The organism is Streptomyces sp. bgisy027 (assembly GCF_057710365.1).
In genome coordinates this window covers 77,389-99,082 of the sequence record NZ_JBYIVZ010000014.1, presented here as the reverse complement: position 1 = coordinate 99,082, position 21,694 = coordinate 77,389, and the positions used below count along the sequence as shown (strand labels likewise).

The 21,694-nt window shown below is 71.4% G+C and carries 17 protein-coding genes; 4 read left to right on the top strand and 13 right to left on the bottom strand.

Annotated features, from left to right (window positions below):
• Positions 1 to 42 precede the first annotated feature (42 nt).
• The 5 genes from AC3ETA_RS16655 to AC3ETA_RS16635 form a co-directional block, all read right to left on the bottom strand.
• Positions 43 to 2,148, bottom strand: coding sequence for an MMPL family transporter (locus AC3ETA_RS16655; RefSeq protein ID WP_432193659.1), 2,106 nt, complete (start codon positions 2,146 to 2,148; stop codon positions 43 to 45).
• Between the two features lie 130 nt (positions 2,149 to 2,278).
• Positions 2,279 to 2,947 (bottom strand): response regulator, encoded by a 669-nt coding sequence (locus tag AC3ETA_RS16650; protein WP_269639780.1) that lies wholly within the window; start codon positions 2,945 to 2,947, stop codon positions 2,279 to 2,281.
• Positions 2,944 to 4,137 (bottom strand): sensor histidine kinase, encoded by a 1,194-nt coding sequence (locus AC3ETA_RS16645; RefSeq protein WP_432193658.1) that lies wholly within the window; start codon positions 4,135 to 4,137, stop codon positions 2,944 to 2,946. The genes AC3ETA_RS16650 and AC3ETA_RS16645 overlap by 4 nt, the downstream gene beginning before the upstream one ends.
• Positions 4,138 to 4,437: 300 nt before the next feature.
• Positions 4,438 to 5,208: an IclR family transcriptional regulator gene (locus tag AC3ETA_RS16640; RefSeq protein WP_432193657.1), complete on the bottom strand. Its 771-nt coding sequence runs from the start codon at positions 5,206 to 5,208 to the stop codon at positions 4,438 to 4,440.
• Positions 5,209 to 5,212: 4 nt separating this feature from the next.
• Entirely contained in the window at positions 5,213 to 5,638 is a 426-nt protein-coding gene (locus tag AC3ETA_RS16635; protein WP_432193725.1) for a MarR family winged helix-turn-helix transcriptional regulator, read from the bottom strand.
• 229 nt (positions 5,639 to 5,867) lie between these two features.
• Between AC3ETA_RS16635 and AC3ETA_RS16630 the strand changes: the two genes are divergently transcribed.
• The 4 genes from AC3ETA_RS16630 to AC3ETA_RS16615 are packed head-to-tail and all read left to right on the top strand — an operon-like array spanning position 5,868 to position 9,642.
• On the top strand, positions 5,868 to 6,785 hold the full coding sequence (locus AC3ETA_RS16630) for an SDR family NAD(P)-dependent oxidoreductase (protein WP_432193656.1): 918 nt from the start codon (positions 5,868 to 5,870) through the stop codon (positions 6,783 to 6,785).
• Positions 6,785 to 7,660: an amidohydrolase family protein gene (locus tag AC3ETA_RS16625; protein WP_432193655.1), complete on the top strand. Its 876-nt coding sequence runs from the start codon at positions 6,785 to 6,787 to the stop codon at positions 7,658 to 7,660. The genes AC3ETA_RS16630 and AC3ETA_RS16625 overlap by 1 nt, the downstream gene beginning before the upstream one ends.
• 10 nt (positions 7,661 to 7,670) lie before the next feature.
• Positions 7,671 to 9,173 carry an o-succinylbenzoate--CoA ligase gene (menE, locus tag AC3ETA_RS16620; protein ID WP_432193654.1) on the top strand — a complete coding sequence of 501 codons (1,503 nt, stop codon included), beginning with the start codon at positions 7,671 to 7,673 and terminating at the stop codon, positions 9,171 to 9,173.
• 13 nt (positions 9,174 to 9,186) lie between these two features.
• A complete protein-coding gene (locus AC3ETA_RS16615) occupies positions 9,187 to 9,642 on the top strand; it encodes a MaoC family dehydratase (protein WP_432193653.1) in 456 nt (151 codons plus the stop codon).
• A 333-nt stretch (positions 9,643 to 9,975) separates the two neighbouring features.
• On the opposite strand, the gene AC3ETA_RS16610 is transcribed toward AC3ETA_RS16615, so the two are convergent.
• From AC3ETA_RS16610 to AC3ETA_RS16575, 8 genes are all read right to left on the bottom strand, one after another.
• Entirely contained in the window at positions 9,976 to 10,824 is an 849-nt protein-coding gene (locus AC3ETA_RS16610; RefSeq protein WP_432193652.1) for a hypothetical protein, read from the bottom strand.
• On the bottom strand, positions 10,824 to 12,512 hold the full coding sequence (locus AC3ETA_RS16605; protein WP_432193651.1) for a PHP domain-containing protein: 1,689 nt from the start codon (positions 12,510 to 12,512) through the stop codon (positions 10,824 to 10,826). Before AC3ETA_RS16605 ends, AC3ETA_RS16610 begins: the two co-directional genes overlap by 1 nt.
• Positions 12,513 to 12,531: 19 nt before the next feature.
• Positions 12,532 to 14,361 carry a LamG-like jellyroll fold domain-containing protein gene (locus tag AC3ETA_RS16600; RefSeq protein WP_432193650.1) on the bottom strand — a complete coding sequence of 610 codons (1,830 nt, stop codon included), beginning with the start codon at positions 14,359 to 14,361 and terminating at the stop codon, positions 12,532 to 12,534.
• Positions 14,362 to 14,430: 69 nt separating this feature from the next.
• Positions 14,431 to 17,397, bottom strand: a complete 2,967-nt coding sequence (locus AC3ETA_RS16595) for a glycoside hydrolase family 2 TIM barrel-domain containing protein (RefSeq protein WP_432193649.1) — start codon at positions 17,395 to 17,397, stop codon at positions 14,431 to 14,433.
• Entirely contained in the window at positions 17,394 to 18,233 is an 840-nt protein-coding gene (locus AC3ETA_RS16590; RefSeq protein ID WP_030954638.1) for a carbohydrate ABC transporter permease, read from the bottom strand. Before AC3ETA_RS16590 ends, AC3ETA_RS16595 begins: the two co-directional genes overlap by 4 nt.
• Positions 18,234 to 18,245: 12 nt before the next feature.
• Positions 18,246 to 19,205, bottom strand: coding sequence for a carbohydrate ABC transporter permease (locus AC3ETA_RS16585; protein ID WP_432193648.1), 960 nt, complete (start codon positions 19,203 to 19,205; stop codon positions 18,246 to 18,248).
• A complete protein-coding gene (locus tag AC3ETA_RS16580) occupies positions 19,205 to 20,491 on the bottom strand; it encodes an extracellular solute-binding protein (protein WP_432193647.1) in 1,287 nt (428 codons plus the stop codon). Before AC3ETA_RS16580 ends, AC3ETA_RS16585 begins: the two co-directional genes overlap by 1 nt.
• A 57-nt stretch (positions 20,492 to 20,548) precedes the next feature.
• On the bottom strand, positions 20,549 to 21,568 hold the full coding sequence (locus AC3ETA_RS16575) for a carbohydrate kinase family protein (RefSeq protein ID WP_432193646.1): 1,020 nt from the start codon (positions 21,566 to 21,568) through the stop codon (positions 20,549 to 20,551).
• Positions 21,569 to 21,694 lie beyond the last annotated feature (126 nt).

Sequence of the window (21,694 nt, the reverse complement as noted above, 5' to 3'; positions counted from 1 at the left end):
CACCGGCACCTGCAGGAGGTGCCGGTGCCCGGTCGCTCGGCGTCAGGCCTTCGTCGTCACGGAGGGCGCGGGCGCCGGGGCCTGCTCGCGCAGCCCGAACCGGTCGTGCGCCCGGCGCAGGGGCTTCGGCGCCCACCAGGCACGCCGGCCGAGCAGCGCCATCGTCGCCGGGACCAGCAGCATCCGTACGACCGTCGCGTCGATCAGCACCGCGAGGGTCAGGCCCAGGCCGATCTGGAGGATGGGTGCGAAGCCGCCGGTCATGAAGGCGCCGAACACCACCGCGAGGAGCAGCGCCGCGCAGGTGACCACGCGGCCGGAGCGGCGCAGACCGGTGACCACGGCCTCCCGGTCGTCGCCGGTGAGCTGCCGCGCCTCGCGCATCCGGGCCAGGATGAACAGCTCGTAGTCCATGGCCAGACCGAACGCGATCGCCACGATCAGCGGCGGCGCGGTCAGGCTCAGCGCGCCCAGGCCCTCGCTGCCCAGCAGGCCCGCCAGGTGCCCGTCCTGGAAGACCCACACCACCACGCCGAGCGCGGCGCCCAGGCTGAGCAGGGTGGTCAGGATGGTGCGCAGCGGGATCAGCAGCGAACCGGTGAAGGCGAAGAGCAGGGCGAAGATGCCGGCCAGGACGGTGACCGCGGCCCAGGGTGCCCGGTCCGCGAGCATCTCCCGGAAGTCCACCAGCCGGGCGGCCGGTCCGGTGACCTCGACCGGCTCGCCGCCGCGCACGTCCCGGATCCGCTCGACCAGGGCGGTGGCCTCCGGGCCGTCGACGCTGCCCGGTGGCCGGACGCGCAGGACCGTCGCCCCGCCCGGCAGTTCGCGGGACTCGGTCGCCGGCGACAGCGCCCGGATCCGGTCCCCGGTGTCCGCGTCCGCGCCCGGCCTCAGCACGACCGTGATCGGCGAGACGCCGGTGCCCGGCGGGAAGTGCTCGTCGACGGTGTCGTACAGCTGCCGTGCCTCGGTGCTCGCGGGGAGCTGCTCGGCGTCGCCGAGGTTGATCGTCATGCCGGTGACGGGCAGCGCCAGAACCAGCAGGACCGGTACGACGGTGGCCACCACGGCGACCCGGCGGCGGGCCGAGAAGCGGGCCAGGCGCGCGAACACGCGGCCCTCCTCGCCCTCCGGCCGGACCTTCGCCGGAGGGATCTTCCCGCCGAACCTCGCGAGCAGCGCCGGCAGCAGGGTGAGCGCGGCCAGCATGTCGACCACGACCACGGCGGCCACGGCCAGCCCCATGCTGCGCAGGAACACGCTCGGGAACACCAGCAGCCCGGTCAGGCTGACCGCGACCGTGAGCCCGGAGAACAGCACGGTACGGCCGGCCGCCGCGACCGTACGTTCCACCGCCCGGCCCACGTCCTCGGTGTTCCGGCGCTCCTCGCGGAAGCGGACCACCATCAACAGGGCGTAGTCCACGGCGAGTCCGAGTCCCAGCATGGTGGTCACCTGGATCGCGTACACGGAGATGTCGGTGACCTCGCTGAACAGGAACAGCGCGAGGAACGCGCCCGCGATCCCGCTGACCGCGATCACCAGCGGCAGCGCCGCCGCGCGCAGCCCGCCGAACACGACCAGCAGCAGGGCGAGTACGACCGGCAGGGAGATCAACTCCGCGTTCCGTACGTCCTCCTGGGCCCGCTCACCGATCTGCGTGCCCAGCAACGGGCCGCCGCTGACGTGCACTTCGGGCGCGTCGATCTGCCGGATCCGCTCGGCGGCCGCGTCGACGGCGTCCTCCTCGGCGGTGTCGTCGAGGCCGCCTTCGAGGGTGACGGGGATGATCAGCGCCCGCCCGTCCTCCGCGGTCAGGCCACGGGTGGCGTACGGGTCGGGCACGGCGGCCACCCCGTCGAGGGACCGCACGTCGGCGACGGCGCGCTCGACCTCCTCCCGCAGCGCGGGGTCGGCCACGGCAGTGCCCTCGACGACGCCGGTGATCGACTCCCCGGCGGGGTCGGCGCGGTCGAGGTACCGCGCGGCGGCCTCGGACTCGGTGCCCGGGATGTCGGCCACGTTGTCGGAGAGGCGGCCGAAGACGCCCGTCCCGAGGCCGAAGCCGAGCAGCAGGAAGAGCACCCACAGGGCGATGACGGTGAGCGGGCGGCGGGTCGCCGCCCGGGCGAGCGTGGTGAGCACGGTCCCTCCCGGCAGGACGGTCGGTTGCCAACGCCCTCAGGCTCACGCCGCGGGGGTGGTCACCGGATCGCCGGTGGGAGCGGTTTGCGGGCCTCCGTCGCACGGGGGAGGAGTTCCCGCAACTCCCTCGCTAGGGGGATCCCGGGGTCACGAGCCCCGTCTCGTAGGCGCAGATCACCGCCTGCACCCGGTCCCTCAGAGCGAGCTTGCCCAGCACATTGCTGACATGGGTCTTCACCGTGTGCTCGCTGACGAACAGGGTCGTGGCGATCTCGGAGTTGGACAGCCCGCGCGCCAGCAGCCGCAGGGTCTCCACCTCGCGCGCCGTCAGGACGTCCAGGCGCTGCGGGGTGGCCTCGGCGGCGGCCTCCTCGCGGCGGCGCCGCACGATGTCGGCGACCAGCCGCCGCGTCACCGTCGGCGCGAGCAGCGAGTCCCCGGCCGCGACGACCCGTACGGCGTGCACGAGGTCGTCGCGCCGCACGTCCTTCAGCAGGAAGCCGCTGGCACCCGCGCACAGCGCCTCGTACACGTACTCGTCCAGGTCGAACGTGGTCAGCATGACCACCTTGCAGCTGGACTGCCCGCACACCCGCCGGGCCGCCTCCAGGCCGTCCATGACCGGCATCCGGATGTCCAGGAGCAGCACGTCGGGCGTGTGCCGCTGCACCGCGGCGACCGCGTCGGCGCCGTCGCCGGCCTCCGCGACCACCTCGATGTCGGCCTGTGCCTGAAGGATCATGCTGAACCCGGCCCGCACCAGCTCCTGGTCGTCGGCGACCACCACCCGGATGCTCATCCCAGGGCCGCCTCCCGGTCGACGGCCGCGGGCAGCCGTACGACCACCCGGAAACCGCCCTCCGGTCCGCGCCCGGCCCGTGCGCTGCCTCCGCAGGCGGCGGCCCGCTCCCGGATGCCGATCAGACCGTGGCCGCCGAGACCGGAGCCCGGTCCCTGTCCGTCGTCCGTGACCGTCAGTGTCAACTCGTGCTCCGTCCAGTCGAGTTCGACGGTAGCGGAGGTGGCCCGCGCGTGCTTCACGGTGTTGGTGAGGGCCTCCTGGACCACACGGAAAGCGGCGACCTCGGTGTCCGGGGGCAGCGGACGGGGCGTGCCGGAGCCGCTCAGCTCGACCCGCAGTCCGGTGGATCCGGCGACCTGGCGGACCAGGCCGGGCAACTCGGCCACGCCCGGCTGCGGCAGCCGCCACGCACCGCCGTCGCCCCGCGGCTCCTTGAGCACGCCGAGGATCCGCCGCAGTTGCGCCATCGCGTCCCGTCCGGCCCCCGCGATCGCGTCGAACGCGGCCTCGGCACGCGCCGGATCGCTGCGCACCACCACCGGTCCGGCCTCGGCCTGCACCACCATCAGGCTCACCGCGTGCGCGAGGACGTCGTGCATGTCCCGGGCGATCCGGGACCGCTCCTGCGTGATGGCCCGCGCGGTGTCGGCGGCCCGCTCCCGCTCCAGTCGCCGGGCCCGGTCCTCCAGTTCGGCGGTGTACGCCCGCTGCACCCGGGCGAGCACACCGAAGCCGTAGGCGCACACCACGCTCAGCAGGTGGAAGGCGTACTCGAAGGGCTGGGGCTCCTCCTTGTGCATCATCGTCAGCGAGACCCCGACGAGCCAGCCGGCCAGCATCACGCGCCGCTGCCACGGCCTGCCCAGGGCGGCCATCGTGTAGAGCACGACCATGCCGCCGTACATCACGTCCGGCGGCGGCGCGTGATAGACGGCCTGCACGGGGGTGGCCACGGACACGGCGCACGCCGTCACGAACGGCGCGCGGCGCCGCCACACCAGCGGCACCGCGGTCGCGGCGCCGATCAGCCAACCCTGCCAGGTCAGCCGGTCGTCCCCCTCGTCGGGAAAGATCCACTGCAAGGAGACGGCGAACAGTACGAGTGCGGCGAGTGCCGAGTCGACGACGTACGGGTTGGCGGTGCGCAGACGCTCGGCGACGGGGGAGATCCAGGAACGAGCGGACACGGGCGGCTCCTCGGGGCAAGGGCACTTTCAGTATCGCGAGGTCACTCGGGGCTCGTCCTCACCGGTGAGAGGGATATCGGCGGGGCGCGTGGCGTGGGGGCGTGGCGGGGCGTCGGGCGTCTGCGGGTTCGTTGTGGCTGGTCGCGCAGTTCCCCGCGCCCCTTCGCGGCGCCGCTGAGCCGCACACCGATATGGCCCGCGCCCCTCGGGTGCGGTTCGGCAACGCCCTCAAGGGGCGCGGGGAACTGCGCGTACGGCCACGACGGCGCCGCAGACGCCCGACGACCCGGCGTCGGCCCCCTAGGTCCCCTTCTCCGGCCGCCACCCCAACCCCCGCGATATCCCCCGCGCCGCCAGCCGCACCGCCGGTGCCAGGACCGGGACCTGGGCGTCCGTCTGGGGGACCACCACCGACACGGCGGCGACGACCGCGCCGCCCGGCCCCCGTACGGGCGCCGCCACGGACAGCGCGTCGTCGGTGACCTGGCGGCTGCTCACCGCAACGCCCGTGCGGCGCACCTCGGCCAGCATGCGGCGCAGCCGGGCCGGATCGGTGACGGTGTACGGCGTGAAGGCGGCCAGTGGCCCGCCGCAGTAGCCCTCCTGGTAGTCGGTGTCGCTGTGCGCGAGCAGGGCCAGCCCCACCCCCGTGGCGTGCAGCGGCCAGCGCGCCCCGACGCGGATGTGCACCCCGACCGCCGACCGTCCCGACAGCCACTCGATGTAGACGACCTCGGGCCCGTCCCGGACCGCCAACTGCACGTTCTCGTGCGTGGCCTCGTACAGGTCCTCCAGATACGGCAGGGCGACCTGCCGCAGGGCCGGCCCGCGCGGCGCGAGTGCCGCGAGCTCCCACAGCCGCAGCCCGACGTGATAGAGCCCGGCGTCGTCCCGCTCCAGCGCGCCCCACTCGGTGAGCGCGGCCACCAGCCGGTGCGCGGTGCTCAGGCTCAGCCCGGCCCGCCGGCTGATGTCGGTCAGACTCAGCGCCGGATGCTCCAGGTCGAAGGACCCGAGCACGGACAGCAACCGGTCGGGCGCCGAACGCGCGCTGTCCGGCGCGGATGCCACGCCGTCACCCGAGCCCGGACTCGGCGACTCTCTGGAGCAGCGCGTGCAACCGCTCGCGCTCGCCCTCGTCCAGCGGCCCGACCAGTTCGTCGGTGACGCGCTGCCCGGCCTCGTCGGTGTCCCGGAGGAACGCCCGGCCCCCCTCGGTCAGCACGATGATCCGGCTGCGCCGGTCGTCGGGGGCGGGGCGCCGCTCGGCGAAGCCCAGCTTCTCCAGGTCGTCGACCAGGCCGACGATCGCGCTCGGGTCGTAGCCGAGCGACGCGCTCAGCTCGCGCTGGAGCGCGCCCGGGGTGGTGGCGAGGAAGCGCAGCACCGCGTAGTGCCGCAGCCGCAGGCCCGACTCCTGGAGGAAGGAGTTGAACAGCTGACCGGAGCGCAGGCCGAGGCGGTACAGCAGATAGCCCGTGTCCGCGTGCAGTCCGCGCATCCACGGCTCGTCGGCGTCGATCGGTGCGGGGTTCGTGGTCTGCCGGCTGGCGATGGCGGGCTCCCTGGTCGAGGCCCCGGAAGGGGCGTGCGGACGTACGCACACAGCATGACGCAAGGACGAGTCCGCAACAACTATTGACGTCAACAACTATTGTTCTTACCTTCGATCTCGCGGTCGCACCTTTCCTCGCCCTGCAGCCGCACCTCTCCTCGAAGGGACCCCGCCCGTGCCCAGCATCGATCTCACCGGCAAGGCCGCCGTCGTCACCGGCAGCGGCCGGGGCCTCGGCCTCGCCTACGCCCACGCCCTGGCCGCCCACGGCGCCCTCGTGGTCGTCAACGACGTCGACGAGGCCGTGGCCGAGGCGGCCGTGAAGTCCATCCGCGAGGCCGGCGGCACGGCCGTCGCCGAGGTCGTCCCGGTCGGCACGACCGAGGCCGCGGACCGCCTGGTCGGCCGCGCGGTCGAGGAGTTCGGGCGCCTCGACGTCCTGGTCACCAACGCGGGCATCCTGCGCGACAGGGTCCTGTGGAAGATGACCGACGAAGACTTCGACGCCGTGATCACCACCCACCTCAAGGGCACCTTCACCTGCGCCCGCGCCGCAGCGGTCCGCATGCGCGAGCAGGGCGAGGGCGGCACCCTGATCCTGGTCGGCTCCCCGGCGGGCCAGCGCGGCAACTTCGGGCAGACGAACTACGCCGCCGCCAAGGCCGGCATCGCCGCCTTCGCCCGCACCTGGTCGATGGAGCTGGGCCGCGCGGGCATCACCGTCAACGCGATCGTGCCGGTCGCCGCGACCGCGATGACCGAGACCATCCCCGGCTTCGCCCCGTACGTCGAGGCGATGCGCGGCGGCGCGCCGCTCCCGGACTTCCTGCGCAAGGGCGAGGGCTTCGGCACCCCCGAGGACTGCGCCGCCGTCGTCCCCTTCCTGGCCTCCGAGGCGGCCCGCGGCATCACCGGCCAGGCCATCGGCATCGGCGGGGACAAGGTGGCACTCTGGTCGCATCCGCAGGAGATCGCGGCGGCGTACGCGGACGGCGGCTGGACCCCCGACACCCTGGCCGACGTCTGGCCCACCTCGGTCGGCGCCGAACTCCAGTCGGTCGGCATTCCGGCGCCCGAGTTCCCGGAGGCGTGATGGACCTGGACCAGCTGGTCGCGATCGACGTCCACACCCACGCGGAAGTCTCCTCCAAGGGCCACTCCTCCCTGGACGACGACCTCCACGACGCCTCCTCCGCCTACTTCAAGGTCGAGGGCAAGCGGAAACCGACCCTGGAGGAGACGGCCGCCTACTACCGCGAGCGGAACATGGCCGCAGTGATCTTCACGGTCGACGCCGAGTCGGCGACGGGCACGCCACCCGTCCCGAACGAGGAGGTCGCCGAGGCGGCCGCGGCCAACGCCGACGTGCTGATCCCCTTCGCGTCGATCGACCCGTTCCGGGGGAAGGCGGGCGTGCGGCAGGCCCGGCGCCTGGTCGAGGAGTACGGGGTGCGGGGCTTCAAGTTCCACCCCAGCATCCAGGGCTTCTTCCCCGACGACCGCTCGGTGGCGTACGACCTCTACGAGGTGATCGAGGAGACGGGCACCATCGCCCTGTTCCACACGGGCCAGACGGGCATCGGCGCCGGAGTCCCCGGCGGAGGCGGGATCAGGCTGAAGTACTCGAACCCGCTCCACGTGGACGACGTGGCGGCCGACTTCCCGCACCTGAAGATCATCCTGGCGCACCCGTCCTTCCCCTGGCAGGACGAAGCCCTCGCGGTGGCGACGCACAAGCCCGGCGTGCACATCGACCTGTCCGGCTGGTCGCCGAAGTACTTCCCGCCGCAACTGGTGCAGTACGCCAACACATTGCTGAAGGACAAGGTCCTCTTCGGCTCCGACTTCCCCGTCCTCACCCCCGACCGCTGGCTCGCCGACTTCGCCAAGCTGTCGATCAAGGACGAGGTCAGGCCGAGGGTCCTCAAGGACAACGCCGCCCGGCTGCTCGGGCTGACGAAACCGTAAGGGGCGTGACATGCGCAACGAGGGACTGGGGTCGTGGCCCGCACGCCGGGCCCGCAAGACACCCCACCGCACCGCCCTGATCCACGGCGGGACACCGACGTCGTACGCCGCCCTGTACGAGCGCACCACCCGACTGGCCCATGCCCTGCGGGAGCGCGGTGTCCGCCGCGGCGACCGCGTCGCGTACCTGGGCCCGAACCACCCGTCCTACCTGGAGACCCTCTTCGCCGCCGGCACGCTCGGCGCGGTCTTCGTCCCCCTCAACACCCGCCTGGCCGGCCCCGAGATCGCCTACCAACTGGCCGACTCCGGGGCCAAGGCCCTGCTCCACGGCCCGTCACACGCCGGGCTGGTCGCGGGCCTCCCCGGCCACACCGACGTCCGCACCTACCTCGAAACGGGCCCGGACTACGAGGAGGTCCTCGCCTCGTCCTCGGACGAGCCGATCGACGCCCCCGTCACGCCCGACGACACCTGCATCATCATGTACACCTCGGGGACGACCGGCCGCCCCAAGGGCGCCATGCTCACCCACGGCAACATCACCTGGAACGCCCTCAACGTCCTCGTCGACACCGACCTCATCGCCGACGAACGCGCCTTGGTCTCGGCTCCGTTGTTCCACACGGCGGGCCTGAACATGCTGACCCTGCCGGTCCTCCTCAAGGGCGGCACCTGCGTCCTCGTAGCGGCCTTCGACCCGGACGCGACCTTCGACCTGATCGCCCGTCACCGCATCACCTTCATGTTCGGCGTCCCGACGATGTTCGACCAGCTGTCCCGCCACCCCCGCTGGCCGGCCGCGGACCTGTCGTCCCTGCGCATCCTGACCTGCGGCGGCTCCCCGGTCCCGACACCGCTCATCGCCGCCTACCAGGAACGCGGCCTGACCTTCCTCCAGGGCTACGGCATGACGGAGGCCGCACCCGGGACGCTGTTCCTGGACGCCGAACACGCGATCACCAAGGCGGGCTCGGCGGGCGTACCGCACTTCTTCAGCGACGTACGGGTGGTACGGCCCGACCTGACCCCGGTCGATACCGACGAGCCCGGCGAGATCGTGGTCCGCGGCCCGCACGTCATGCCCGGCTACTGGGGCCTGCCCGACGAGACCGCCGCGTCCTTCGCCGACGGCTGGTTCCGCAGCGGGGACGCGGCGCGCGTCGACGAGGACGGCTACGTCTTCGTCGTCGACCGCATCAAGGACATGATCATCTCGGGCGGCGAGAACATCTACCCCGCCGAGATCGAGGACGTCCTGCTCACCCACCCCGACATCGCCGAATGCGCGGTCATCGGCGTGGCCGACGACAAGTGGGGCGAGGTCCCTCGCGCGGTGGTCGTCCCGCGCGAGGGCGCGGCCCTGGACCCCGACGAGGTACTCGCCTCGCTGTCCGGCCGCCTGGCGAAGTACAAGATCCCCAAGTCGCTCGTCCTCGCGGACGAACTCCCGCGCACCGCCTCCGGAAAACTCCTCAAGTCCCGCGTCCGTACGCGCTACGGCAACCAGTAAGGAACCTGCCCGCATGACCATCACCGTCAACGGCCTCGACGAACTGAAGAAGCTGTCCGGCACCGACCTCGGCACCAGCGGCTGGATCGAGATCACCCAGTCCCGAATCGACACGTTCGCCGACGCGACGGACGACCACCAGTGGATCCACGTGGACCCGGAGCGAGCGACCGAGGGCCCCTTCGGCACCCCCATCGCCCACGGCTATCTGACCCTGTCGCTCTTCATCCCTCTGTTCACGGAGCTGCTGGATGTGCAGGGGGTGACCACAAAGGTCAACTACGGCTTGAACAAGGTGCGTTTCCCGTCGCCGGTGAAGGTCGGGTCGCGGATACGGCTGGTCGGGCGGCTGGGGGAGGTCGAGGAGGTGCCGGGCGGGGTGCAGATCGCCGTGGAGGGCACCATCGAGATCGAGGGCGCAGCGAAGCCGGCGGCAGTCCTGCAGAGCCTGTCGCGGTTCTACGTCTGAACGGTTGCCGTGGCTGTGGACTGCGCCCGGAATCCCGGCGTTCGCGGGAAACGGCCCCGCTTCGTCCTCTCCCCGGCCGTCCAGCGCTCGGGCGCGGGCCCGTCAGGTGCGCGACGGACTCGGCAGCAGCAACTCGGGCGGCTCGCCGGCTCCGCCGCGCCGGCTGCCGGTGTTCGGCAACGCCGACGAGCCCGGAGAGGAGAGCAAGGTCCGCACACGGTGAGTGTCCGCAAGGGCAGGCGAATCCACCGTGACCTGGAGCCGCCGGCCGTGTGACCGGCGCTGCGCGAAGACGGAGGCGCGGCGCCCAGGCATGATCGCCGCGCCCGTCACTCAGCCGCCGACCTGCTTGTACGAGTACACAGCGGTGACCACAGCGCACACCCCCGGCGGGATCATCTCCACCCGCATCACCCCGCTGTTCGCGTCGTAATCGATGCCCTCCGTCTCGAACGCCCCCTTGCACACGCTCCGTCGCGGCAGGGCGAAGAGGGACTTCACCGCGCCGGTGATCGGCCGGCCGTCCAGCTTGTGGGGGAGGTCCACCTGGAGGAGGGGGTGGGGTTCGGGGAAGAGGGTGGTGGTGGCGTCGTTCGACGCGCACAGCAGGCGGGTGTCGGTGACGAAGTCGCAGCCCTGGATGTCTCGTACCGGCTTGTCCAGGGTGATCTGCCAGGCCTCCTTCAGGTCGCCGCCGGCCTGCGGGGTGGACGGGTTGAGGAGTGGGGCGGGGAAGACCTGGAGGCGTCGTTGGTCGCCCCACTCGCCCGAGACCAGCCACTGGCCGTCGGGTGAGATCGTGGCGAAGGAGTTGTTGAGCTTCTCGCCCGGGTTGAGCTGGTGGACGTACTCGTAGCGCTTCCCGGACGGGGTCGTCACCGCGAACATCTTGGACGTGGCCGTGTCCGGGCCCTGGTAGGCGTCGAAGGTGTGGCCGCGGGCGATGTCGGGGTCGCCGATGTGGTTCCAGCCCTTGATGCGCAGGCTCAGCGGGATGTCGGCCAGGCCCCGGTAGAGGAGTGAACCGTCCGCCCGGGTCGCGAGCCCCTGCCCGCCGCCCAGGGTGTCGGTGTACGCCGTACCGGTCTCGGCCCACTGCGGGTCACCGGCCGCGGACGCGGTGCCCGCGCCGAGCGCGAGGGCAACCGATAAGCAAACGGGGGTGACGAGATGACGTCTCATCAGGCTCCTGCCACGTCGACGAATACGGGGTTCGAATAGAACCACGTATCCGTCCACGGGTCACCGTCCCCGGGCGCGTGCGGGATCGGTCCGTGCGGGTCGACCGAGGCGCCGAGGTAGCCGGCGCCGTGGCGGTTGCCGTCGCTGCCGCGCAGGCGGACGTAGAAGGGCTTGTCGCCGGCGGTGAGGGGGATGCGGAGCGTGTAGGTGCCCTTGCGGCCGGACACGTCGGCCGTGGACACCACCTTCGTGTCGGGGGCCTGCCAGGCGTCCCGGTCCGCCACCGGGCCGCGGACCGACCCGCGGATGACGTCGACGTGTGCCAACTCCGGCAGGATTCCCTGCGGGTTGGGGCGGGAGGCCGTCGTCACGGTCACGTTCAGCGTGAGCTTCTCGCCCTTGCGCACGCGCAGTCGGCCGCCCAGCGTGACACCGCGGCCGTGGTCGCAGTCCCGCTCGAGGCGTACGTCGAGGCCGTCCAGCAGGTGTCCGTGGTCCAGCCAGACCCGGCCCGCGCGCAGGCCCGCCATCACCGCGCGGTAGCCGTATCGGGTCACACCGACGTGGGTGCGGCTGAACTGGCCCGGCCAGAAGTCGCTGCCCGGCTGCGGGGTGGTGGTGTTCACCGGGTCGGGGAGCTTGCCGGTGTTGTCGAAGTTCTGGCCAGCCGGCCAGTCGCCGTTCCTCCAGGTGTCGAAGACGATGCGGTGGGCGTCGGAGTTCGTCGTGATCGAGAAGAGGCGGCCTTCCGCGAGCATGGAGTCCCACAGGCCGCCGACCGTCGCGGTCGCCCAGTCGAAGCCGCCGTAGGTGAGGTACGCCTCGGCCGGATAGCCCGGCCAGGACTGCGCCGACGGCTTGTTCTCGTACTCGCCGCGCATCGACGTCGCCCCGCGCCAGCCGGGGATCGCCGCGCCCTGGGCGCCGGGCGCGCCCTCCATGCCGATCATGATCTCGGGAGCCGCGTCCCGCCAGTTGCGCATCTCGTGAGGGGAGTCGATGCCCAGGCGCAGCGGATGGTTGGCCAGGACGAGGACGTCGTCGACACGGCCCGTACGGCGCTGCTCGGCCAGCCACTTGATCGCCTTGACTGCGTGGGCCTCGTTGCGGGCGGTGTCCGCCGCACCCGGGGCGCCCTCGGTGTAGCCGAGCAGCTTGCCGTCGTAGGCGCTCTCGAAGCGGGTGAGCAGGTCGACCTCGTGGCGGCCGGGTGCCGTGAAGACCGTGCAGTGCTCGGCGGCCGGGATGTACCACTCCAGGCCCTGGAAGATCAGCTGGCGCGGGTTCTCGGCACGGGCCCTGAGGATCTCCCGGTGCTCCAGCGCCGCGCCGTACCGGGCGTGCCCGAAGTTGGAGTGCTCGGTGAACACCATCCAGTCCAGGCCGTACCGGGCGCCCGCGGCGGCCAGTTGGGAGAACGTGTACTTGGCGTCGTGGCTGTAGACGCTGTGGACGTGGTGGTCGCCGACGAGGTAGGCGAGGCGGGGGTCGTCGCCCCCGAGGCGGTGGTCCTCGCTCCCGAGGCGCCGGTTGTCGGCCGCCAGTGCCGGGGTCGCCGTGCCCAGGGCGAAGGCGGCGCCGAAGAGGCCCGCGCTGCGCAGGAGTCCGCGCCGGGACACGCCCTGCGGATCGAGATCGGCGGGGGAGACGGACGGGTCGGCCCACGCGGGCAGCTGCTGCTCGGTCATGGTGATCCTCAAAAGGGCGTCAGTGGGTCATGAAGGAGGTGACGGGCAGCGCCCGTTCGACGATCCGGACGTCGCCGAGGCGGCCGTACAGGATCTGGTCGATGTTGCCGCCGTACTCGTAGCCGCCGAGCAGCCAGGGCAGGCCGACCGAGGTGAGGCCGATCGCGGTGGCGTGCGGGTTGCGGGCCACCGGGGAGCCCTGCACGTACATCGTGGTGTGCCGTCCGTCGTTGACGACGGCGACGTGCCACCACCTCTCCCGCGCGGTCTCGTCGCCCCAGTTGGTGGCGATGCCCTCCTGGTTGAGCGGCCGGACCGCCCACTGCGGGCCGGGCCCGTCGGACAGGGAGAGCGTGGCGAGCGGCTCGTCGGGGTCGCCCTCGGTCTTGCCGGCGGCGCCGCCGGTGCCCGTACGGCCGACCAGGCCGGCCCACGCGTTGTGCGAGGCGTCCCAGTCGGCGGGCACCCGGTAGAACGCCTCGACGGTGTAGCCGTCGCGGAAGGTGGCCGCGTTGAGCGGGGCGCCGTCGACCGTGCGCAGATACGCGCCCTTGAGCGGGGACTTGAAGCCGGTGAACTCCAGGCTGCCGTGGCCGGGCTGGTCGGGGTGATGGTCGGCCGACCAGCCGAGCGTGCCGCCGCCGACGGAGACCACGGTGAGGTCGTTGCCGCGGCCGGACAGGTCGCGGACGGTGCCGGAGACGGGGGAGTCGAAGCGCCAGTAGGCGGCCGTGCCCCGGATCAGCATCTTCGACGCGGGGCGCGCCGGGCGGACCGGCACCGGGTCGAAGCCGGAGAAGCGGTCCGCGAAGTCGATGCCGACGGAGAACCGGTCGGCGTCGCCGCTGAGTTCGATCTCCTGCCGCTCCAGTTCGTTGAGTCCCTTCGCGGCGCGGCCCAGGATCCACGGGGAGACCGTCTCGACGTCGATGACGTCGCGGTCCAGGTCGAAGTGGTAGAGACGGATCATCGCCGCGCCGCCGAAGTAGCGGTTCTGGTAGTTCGTCAGATGCAGGTGGACGTCGTGGCCCGCCGCGTTCCTGCGGACGGCCCGGCCCGCCGGCCAGTAATGGCCGTTCAGGGTCAGGAAGATCTGGTCGTGGTCCTTGATCAGCCGGTCCCACAGCTGCTGCCCGTAGGACGACAACGCGTCGTCGTTGACGACCAGTTCATGAGTGGTGAGGATGACGGGCGTCCTCGGATGCCGGGCGAGGACGTCCTTCGCCCAGGCGTAGCCCTGCGGCGACAGCCGCCAGTCCAGCGCGAGCACCATCCACTCGCGGCCGGCCGCCCGGAACAGGTGGTAGGTGTTGTAGCCGTCCGAAGAGGCGCCGCCGAACGTCGGCTTGCCCTGGAACCGCCGCGGGCCGAACGTGTCCAGGTACGGCGTCGCACCGCGCTGGTCGGTCGTGGACGACTTCACGTCGTGGTTGCCGGCGAGGACGCTGTAGCCGACGCCGCGCCGGTCGAGCGGCTCGAACGCCTTCCCGATCGCCGTGAACTCCTCCTTCGCCCCGTTCTCGGTGAGGTCACCGAGGTGGGACAGGAAGACGATGTTGTCCTCCCTGCCGTGCTCCAGCAGATACCGCAGGGACGCCTCGACGGGCGCCGGGTTGATGCTCGGCCCGTCGAAGAGGTACTGGGTGTCGGGCATCACGGCCAGCGTGAAGCGGCGGCTTTCGGCATCGGGATGCCACCCGGCCGTCGCCGGGGATGCCTCGGCCACGCCCGGCAGGGCGACCCCTGCCGTGGCCGCGGCGCCGAGCAGCGCCGTGGCGCGCAGGAATCCGCGTCTTCCGGCACCGGCCTGCGCGGCCTCGCCCTGTTCCTGGTCATGCGAAGTACACACCTGTGCTCCGTAGGAAGATCCGTGGGAAAGAAGATCCGTAGAGGAATGACGGTGAAGGGCGTGGGAGGTTCAGAGCGCGCGCAGGGTCCAGCTCCAGCGGTGGACGCCCGGGGCGACGAGACAGGAGGGTGAGGTGTCGGGCCCGCAGGACGCGGTGCCCAGGCCGCGGTGCGCGGCGTCGATGTGCACCACGCAGCCGGGCCGCGGGACCAGTTCGTCGTGGTGCCGCGCCGAGGTGAGGTCCTCCGCGCGGTAGCGGGTCACCGAGATCTGACGGGGTTCGTCCAGGGCGACGCAGAGGCCGGTGGCGACGGCGAGGCCGGCGGCGTCCGGTGCCGACAGCGTGAACCGGCGTACGCCGTGCCGGCCGCCGCTCTCCTGCGGCCGCAGGTACGGGGTGAACAACTCGTCCACGGGGACGGAGTGATGGCCGACGGGCGGGCCCGCGCTGCGGTCCGGGTACGACTCCCAGGGTCCCTGCCCGAACCAGTCCAGCAGGTCGAGTCCGGCGACCGTCTCGAAGACCGTGCCGACCCGGGCGACGTCGTCGAACGCCTCCGGCAGCTCGGCCTCCTCCTCGACCCGGACGCCGCCCTCGACGGGTGTCAGGACCTGCCGGTGCCGTACGACACCGGTCGTGCCCGCGTACTCGGCCTCCACCGTCACCCGGCCGGAGTCCTCGCGCACCGACACGGTCTTGCGCACCAGCGCGTCGAGCCCCCAGCTCCGCCAGCGCCGCGCCATGCCGCCGAGCTCGTCGTTGTCGGTGGGCGCCCGCCACAGCGACAGTGTGGGGGCGGCCGTCAGCAGCGGGTGGACGAGGAGACCCTCACCGTCGACCTCGACCCGGCCCGCCACGGGAGCGGCCTCGGCGACGGCCGGGCCGCGCAGCCGCACCTGCGGCACGCACACCTCGGTGCCGCGCGGCGCCCACGGCTGGTCCTCGGCCACGGTCACCCGCAGCGTCAGCCAGGCCTCGCCGCCCTCGCGCGGCACCTCGAAGGGCAGCGGTACGGCGGCCGTCTCGCCGGGGCACAGGTTCGGCAGCACGGCCGGCGCGGTCAGCGTCGTGCCGTCGGCGAGGTCCAGCCGCCACTCGCCGGCGAGCCAGTCCAGGCCGCAGAAGTGCTGGTGGTTGCCGAGCACGATGCCCTCGTGCCGGAAGCACTCGATCCGCAGCGGCGCCGCGATCTCCCGGTGCTCGTACATGGCGGGCTTGGGCGTGCGGTCGGGGAACACCACGCCGTCCGCGATGAACGCGCCGTCGTGGACGGCCTCGCCGAAGTCACCGCCGTACGCCCAGCGGTACCCGGGCGCGGCGACACCGTTGTCGTAGAGCCCGGCGCCCCCACGCCCGGCCGGTCTTCCGTCGCTCACGCGCTGAAGGATTCCGTGGTCCCAGAACTCCCAGATGAACCCGCCCTGAAGACCCGGGGTGGCCTCGATGGCAGCCCAGTGGTCGGCCAGTGTGCCGTTGCTGTTGCCCATGGCGTGCGAGTACTCGCACTGGATGAGCGGCTTGGTCTGCTTGCCGGAGAGCGCGTGGGCGAGGCAGTCCTCCAGCGACGCGTACATCGGGCAGGCGATGTCGGAGGCGACGGCCGGGTCCGCCCAGCCGAGCTTGGCGGCGCCCTCGTACTGGAGAGGCCGCGTCGGGTCGTGGCGGCGCAGCCAGCCCGCCGCCGCGTCGTGGCCCGCGCCGTAGTCGGACTCGTTGCCCAGCGACCAGATGATGACCGACGGATGGTTCTTGTCGCGCAGCACCATGCGCGAGACACGGTCGACGAAGGCGTTGAGATAGCGCGGGTCGTCGGCGATCTCGTGGGCGTGGTCGTGGGACTCGATGGCCGCCTCGTCGACGACGTAGAGCCCGAGCTCGTCGGCGAGGTCGTACAGGGCGGGGTCGTTGGGGTAGTGGGCGGTGCGCACGGCGTTGAAGCCGAAGCGCTTGAGCAGCACCAGATCGGCGCGCATGTCGTCGTACGACACCGTGCGCCCGGTCAGCGGGTGGAAGTCGTGCCGGTTGACGCCCCGGACGAACACCCGCTCCCCGTTGACGAGCAGGTCCCGGCCGACGACCTCGACGTCACGGAAACCGATGCGGTGGCGGGAGGTGTCGGCGACGGTGCCGTCGGCGCGGTGCAGGCGGACGGTGAGGTCGTACAGCTCGGGAGTCTCCGCGTTCCAGGTGCGCACGCCGGCGACGGTGGCCAGCAGCCGGGCCTCGCCGAGGAAGTCGGAGACCCGCTCCTCCTCGGCGTTCGCGCGGTCGAACTCCGCGTCCTGCCCGAGCGGCTGCCCGTCCAGGTCGCCGGTGAGGTACCACCCCTCGGGCAGCGCACCGCCCGCGTCCCGCACCAGGCAGTCCACCCGCAGGGCACCGCTGTACGCGGCCCGCACGGTGACGTCCGCCAGGTGCAGCGGATCCGTCGCGTACAGCAGCACCGAGCGGGTGATCCCGCCGTGCCACCACTGGTCCTGGTCCTCGATGTGCGAGGCATCCGACCACTTCACCACGGTCAGCCGTACGGTGGCTCGCGCGCCGGGACGCACCAGTCCCGTCAGCTCGAACTCGGCGGCCAGGTGGGAGTCCTTGGAGACGCCCACCGGCCGTCCGTCCACATGCACCAGCAGCACGCTCTCGGCGGCCCCGACCTGGAGCACGATCCGGCGTCCGGCCCAGTGCGCGGGGACGTCCATCTCACGCTCGTACACCCCCGTCGGGTTGGCGGCGGGCGAGTGCGGCGGGAACTCGGGGAACGGCATGCGGACGTTGGTGTACTGCGGCAGGTCGGCCGTGTCCTGGAGGGTCCAGGCGCCGGGGACGCGGGCGGTGGACCAGGCACCGCCGACCGGCGCGTCCGGAGCTGACAGCAGCTGGAAGCGCCAGTCGCCGTCGAGGGGGAGTGCTCCGGAGCGCCGGTCGACGGCGTTCATGGGGAGCCGCCCCCAGGAGGTCACCTCGGGTGCCTCCCAGGGGCGCAGGGCGATCAGGGGATCGACGGCCGAGGGACCGGGGACCGACGGATCGTTCATCCGCGGACGGCCCCCTTCGCGAGGTCGCCGATGATCTGGCGGGCACCGATCGCGAAGACGATCAGCAGCGGGATGAGGGCGAGGACCGCGCCGGTCATCACCATGCCGTAGTCGGTGGTGCCGTGGGTGCCGTTGAGCTGGGACAGCGCGACCTGGAGGGTGACGTTGTCCGGGTTGGTCAGGGCGATCAGGGGCCAGGCGTAGTCGTTCCACTGACCCATGAAGGTGAAGATGCCGAGGAAGGCGAGCCCGGGGCGGACGACCGGGAGCGCGACGTGCCAGTACTGGCGCAGGAAGTTCGCTCCGTCCAGCTTGGAGGCGTCGAGCAGTTCGTCGTGGATGGCGCTGCGCATGTACTGCCGCATCCAGAAGATGCCGAACGCGTTGGCCGCAGCCGGCACGATCAGCGCGGTCATCGAGCCGATCCAGCCGATCTTCGCCATGATCACGAACTGCGGGATCGCCGACATCTGCGCCGGCACCATGAAGATCAGCATCAGCAGCGCGAACAGCACGTTCTTGCCGGGGAAGTCGAACTTGGCGAAGACGAAGGCCGCCAGCGAGTCGAAGAACAGGACCAGGAAGGTCACCACCGTCGCGACCAGCAGCGAGTTCCACATCGAGCCGAAGAAGTCGATCGTGTCGAACAGGCTGCGGACGTTCTCCATGAAGTGCGAGCCCGGCAGCAGCTTCGGCGGGTACGAGAAGATCTCCGACGAGGTGTGCGTGGACATGATGACGGCCCAGTAGAACGGGAACGCCGACAGCAGCACACCGATGATCAGGGACGTGTGCAGCGCGATGCCCCGGCGTCCGGAGCCCTTGATGGATGCCATGTCGCGGCCTTCCTACTGTTCGCCCCGGCGCTGCACCAGGCGCCAGTTGATGATCGAGAAGAGGACGACGACCAGGAAGATGCCCCACGCCACGGCGGCGCCGTACCCGAAGTCGTTGTTGTCGAAGGTCTGCTGGAAGAAGTAGAGGACCATCGTCCGGCCGGCGTGGTCCGGGCCGCCCGAGAACGTCGACTCGTTGGCCGTGGTCTGCAGCAGCACCTGCGGCTCGGAGAAGCTCTGCAGGCCGGTGACGGTGGAGACGACGAGCACGAACAGCAGCGTCGGCCGCAGCAGCGGCAGGGTGACCCGGAAGAAGGTCTGCACGGGACCGGCGCCGTCGATGCGGGCCGCCTCGTACAGGTCGCTCGGGATGGTCTGGAGACCGGCGAGGAAGATGATCGCGTTGTAGCCGGTCCACTGCCAGGTCATCAGCGTGGCGATGGCGACCTTGATGCCCCACGGGGTGTTCAGCCACGCCACCTGGTCCAGGCCCACGGCCTGCAACAGGGCGTTCACCAGGCCGAAGTTGGTGGAGAAGATCGACCCGAAGACGATCGCGATCGCGACGACGGAGGTGACGTTGGGCAGGAAGTACGCGAACCGGTAGGCGTTCTTGAAGCGGACCGCCGAGTTGAGCATCACGGCCGTCACCATCGCCAGGAAGATCATGGGGAAGGTGGCCAGCGCCCAGATGACGATCGTGTTCCCGATCGACTGCCAGAAGTCGCTGTCGCTCAGCAGGTACTGGTACTGCGAAAGCCCCGCCCACTCCATGGAGCCGAGGCCGTCCCAGCGGTGGAAGGAGAGGTAGAGCGAGAAGCCGACGGGGATCAGGCCGAAGGCGAGGAAGAGCAGGTAGAACGGGGAGATCGCGGCGTAGAGGTGCCAGTGCTTGCGAAGGCCCTTCTTCGGCCCGGCTGTTGCGGGCTGCGGTCGGTTCACCGCGGGCGGGGTCTGCTCGATGACGGCCATCAGATGCTCACCCCCAGGTGCTTGGCGATACGCCGGCACTTGCTCATGGCGTCCTCCCAGGCCTTCTTCGGATCCTTGCCGAGGACGCCCACGTTCTTGATCTCGTCCCTGATCGGCTGCCCGAGCGCGACGTCGTAGGGGCTGTTGAAGGCGACCGGGATCTTCTCCGCGGCCGGTCCGAAGACGTCCATGGTGATCTGGTCGCCGAAGAACGGGTCCGGCTCGCGCAGCTTCTTCATCCCGTACGACGCCGGGGTCGACGGGAACAGGCCGGCCTCGACGAAGCCCTGCGCCTGGTTGTCGGCGTTCAGCATCCACGTGATGATCTGGAAGGCCCGCTCGGGCTCCCGGCACGCCTTCGTGATCGCGAGGAAGGAGCCGCCGACGTTCGAGGGGCCGCCCGGACAGGCCGCCACCCGCCAGTTGCCCTCGGTCTTCGGATAGGCGAGCTTGAGGTCGCCGGCCGCCCAGGAGGCGTTGAGCTGGCTCGGCAGTTTGCCCTTCTCCGTGGCGGAGATCGAGTCGGGAGTGCCCGTCACGATGTTCGAGACGATCCCGCGCCGCTTGGCCTCCACCGCCCGCTCCCAGCAGGTGCGGACGTTGGTGCCGTCACCGATGAAGTTGCGGTCCTCGTCGACGAACCGGGTGGTGCTCTGGCCGATCGACATCTCGAAGACGCTGCCGACGTCGGTCAGGATGTACGTCCCGGGTATCCGCTTCTTCAGCCGCTCGCCGGCCGCGAAGAACTTCTCCCAGGTGTCCAGTTCCCGGGACACGTCGTCCGGTTCGTGGGCCAGCCCGGCCTTCTCGTAGACGGCGGGCTGGTAGTAGTGCACGACCGGGCCGACGTCGATCGGGAAGCCGACGAGACTGCCGTCCGGGGCCACGCCCTGCTGCCACTTCCAGTCCAGGTACCGGCTCTTGAGCTTGTCGGCGCCGAGCGTCCTCAGGTCCACGAACTGGTCGGAGTTCGGCAGGTAGGACGCCATGTCCTCGCCCTTGAGGCCCGCGATGTCGGGGATGTGGGCGTTGCCCGCCATCGTGGTGATCAGCTTCGACCGGTAGTAGCCGCCGATCTGGATGGCGTCGAGCTCCACGGAGCTGTCGTAACGCGCCTTGGCGTTCTTGACGACCGTGTCGCTCAGGCCGCCGCTCCAGTACCACAGGACCATGTTCCGGCCGGACGAGCCGGTCGGAACGGCACAGCCGGACGCCAGGCCGCCGAGCGCCGTGGCGGCCGTACCGGCCAGGCCCGCGCGGAGCAGGCCTCTTCGTGAGAGCCGCACAGCTCCCACCGCCTTTCGGATCTTTTCGGGACTTCGCATGAGGTGCGTGGGGGGATGTCAGTGCTGCCGTGCGGGCGGGGTGACGGGGGCGTACGCGACGGGCGGCCCCGGATCGTCCGGGAGCCGGTCCGCCAGGAAGCCGTACGTCCGCTTCAGCCCGGGATCGGTCTGGGAGCGCCACCAGCGGTCGACGCCGTACCAGCCGGGGGCGGCCAGGGCACCGGTGTGCCGGCCGACCGACAGGCCGGCGGCGAGGACGGCGAACCGCAGCCGTTCCTCCAGCGGCCAGCCGCCCAGCGAGGCCGCGACGAAACTCGCCCCGAAGACGTCCCCGGCGCCGGTGGCGTCGAGGACATCGATGTCGAGGGCGGGCACGTCCGCGTACTCACCGGTCGTCTGGTCGACGGCGACCGCGCCGTCACCGCCGCGCGTCACCACGGCCACCGGCACCAGTTCGCTGAGCGTGCCGAGCGCGGCGACCGCGCTGTCGGTGCGGGTGTACGCCATGGCCTCGGTCTCGTTGGGGAGGAAGGCATGGCACAGGGAGAGCTGGTCGAGGAGGTCGGTGGACCACTGCTGGGTGGGGTCCCAGCCGACGTCGGCGTAGATGCGGGTGCCGTTCGCGGCGGCCTTGGCGAGCCACTCGCGGGGCTCGGCCTCGATGTGCACGAGGGCCGTGCGCGCCTCGGGCGGGTCGCCCATCAGCACGTCCTGCGAGTACGGGGGCTCCTGGCCGTGGGTGACGAGCGCGCGGTCGCCGCCGTGGGCGAGGGAGACGGTGACGGGGGTGGGCCGGCCGTCCGCGGTGCGCGAGAGCGAGAGGTCGATGCCCTCCTGGTCGCGCAGGATCTCCCGGCAGTACTCGCCGTAGAGGTCGTCGCCGAACACCGTGGCCAGCGAGGTGCGCAGACCGAAGCGGGCGGCGGCCACCGCCAGATTGGCGATGCCGCCCGGGCCGCAGCCCATGCCGCCGGTCCAGATCTCCTCGCCCGGTGTCGGCGGCTTCCCGAGCCCCGTGAGAACGAGGTCGTAGAAGAGCAGCCCGGTCAGCACCACATCGGGCCGGTCGTCGTCCACGGAAACGTCCTCTCGTTCGGGACCCGCTCGGAGAGCTCGTCAAAACTCTTCATTTCGGTGACCGGAATCGTGCGCCGCTCCGGGAGATTGGTCAATACCCGAGCAGAAATAAGCATGGCGATGATT

Excerpts from the sequence above, each read along its gene's own strand:
- AC3ETA_RS16590 (WP_030954638.1), bottom strand. The coding sequence starts at position 18,233 with ATGGCATCCATCAAGGGCTCCGGACGCCGGGGCATCGCGCTGCACACG.
- AC3ETA_RS16625 (WP_432193655.1), top strand. The coding sequence starts at position 6,785 with ATGGACCTGGACCAGCTGGTCGCGATCGACGTCCACACCCACGCGGAA.
- AC3ETA_RS16635 (WP_432193725.1), bottom strand. The coding sequence starts at position 5,638 with ATGCGCGGACTGCACGCGGACACGGGCTATCTGCTGTACCGCCTCGGC.
- menE (WP_432193654.1), top strand. The coding sequence starts at position 7,671 with ATGCGCAACGAGGGACTGGGGTCGTGGCCCGCACGCCGGGCCCGCAAG.
- AC3ETA_RS16605 (WP_432193651.1), bottom strand. The coding sequence starts at position 12,512 with ATGACCGAGCAGCAGCTGCCCGCGTGGGCCGACCCGTCCGTCTCCCCC.
- AC3ETA_RS16610 (WP_432193652.1), bottom strand. The coding sequence starts at position 10,824 with ATGAGACGTCATCTCGTCACCCCCGTTTGCTTATCGGTTGCCCTCGCG.
- AC3ETA_RS16615 (WP_432193653.1), top strand. The coding sequence starts at position 9,187 with ATGACCATCACCGTCAACGGCCTCGACGAACTGAAGAAGCTGTCCGGC.
- AC3ETA_RS16595 (WP_432193649.1), bottom strand. The coding sequence starts at position 17,397 with ATGAACGATCCGTCGGTCCCCGGTCCCTCGGCCGTCGATCCCCTGATC.
- AC3ETA_RS16585 (WP_432193648.1), bottom strand. The coding sequence starts at position 19,205 with ATGGCCGTCATCGAGCAGACCCCGCCCGCGGTGAACCGACCGCAGCCC.
- AC3ETA_RS16650 (WP_269639780.1), bottom strand. The coding sequence starts at position 2,947 with ATGAGCATCCGGGTGGTGGTCGCCGACGACCAGGAGCTGGTGCGGGCC.